The sequence below is a fragment of the Agrobacterium sp. SUL3 genome (assembly GCF_001263295.1).
Taxonomy (GTDB): domain Bacteria; phylum Pseudomonadota; class Alphaproteobacteria; order Rhizobiales; family Rhizobiaceae; genus Agrobacterium; species Agrobacterium tomkonis.
Window position 1 is genome coordinate 1 of record NZ_KQ414563.1, and the last position, 1,112, is coordinate 1,112.

A 1,112-nucleotide genomic window follows, 5' to 3' on the forward strand; every position below is an offset into this window, starting at 1 on the left:
AGCGGAAATCATGTGTTTCCCGTCACCTGCAAAATGCCCTTAGCGTGTATTAATGTAGAAATGACCACAGAGCCCCAAGAAGGCGGAAGTGGACGATGGTTCCCGGCCCGACTTTGACGTGCCCCCAATAAATTAGGCCATTTAGAACTGGAATTTTCCACTTATGATCCCTGGTGGGAAGAAGAGGAGAATTCGATGAAGGCTTTGAAGTTTTCGGAAGCGCAGATTGCATTCGTTTTGAGGCAGGCAGAGGATGGCACGCCGATCGGCGAGGTCTGCCGCAAGGCAGGAATTTCGGACGCGACGTTTTACAATTGGCGCAAGAAATACGCGGGCTTGATGCCCTCGGAGATGAAGCGGCTGCGACAGCTTGAGGAAGAGAATGCCAAGCTGAAGCGGATTGTTGCCGACCTGTCACTGGACAAGGCCATGCTGCAGGATGTGCTTTCAAAAAAGCTTTGGGCCTGCCCGCAAGCGCAAGCTTGTCGACACGATCAAGGCGGACTGGAAGGTTTCGATCCGGCGTGCATGCTCGGAGCGGATCTGCCGGCAGGTCGGATATCCGACGACCATTCGCGTCGATAACGGCAGCGAGTTCATCTATCGAGACCTTGATCTTTGGGCCTATCACAAGGGTGTCGTGCTCGACTTCTCCCGGCCAGGCAAGCCGACCGACAACAGCTACATCGAGAGTTTCAATGGCAAGTTCCGCGCCGAGTGCCTGAACGCCCACTGGTTCATGACCCTTGACGACGCGCGAGCAAAGATGGAGGATTGGCGTAGAGACTATAACGAATTCCGGCCACACAGCGCGATAGGCAACAAAGTGCCGATTTCGCTCATGAACTGCTCATCGGCACCACCGTCGCACTGAGTCTTAACCCCGGAAAATTCCAGCTCCCGCTGGCCCAAATTCGGTGAGCACTTCAATGGCTACGGCTACAGCCGGTTCTGCGAGCTGTTCCGCAGTTTCGAGCAGCGGCTTTCGCCCACGATGCGCCAGGAACATGTTGCTGGCGACAAGGTGTTCTGTCTATCGATCTCGTTCGTGAGATTCCTGAGGCCTTGAAACCGCGCAAGATCGATATCCAGACCAGCCCGGCCCTTCAGCA

At 55.2% G+C, this 1,112-nt stretch carries 2 pseudogenes; both read left to right on the forward strand.

From position 1 onward, the window contains the following. The first annotated feature begins 195 nt into the window (after positions 1–195). Positions 196–874: pseudogene (locus AKG12_RS30010) on the forward strand (integrase core domain-containing protein). 149 nt (positions 875–1,023) lie between these two features. Further along, a pseudogene (locus AKG12_RS30015) lies at positions 1,024–1,112 on the forward strand (Hsp20 family protein); the annotation flags it as partial.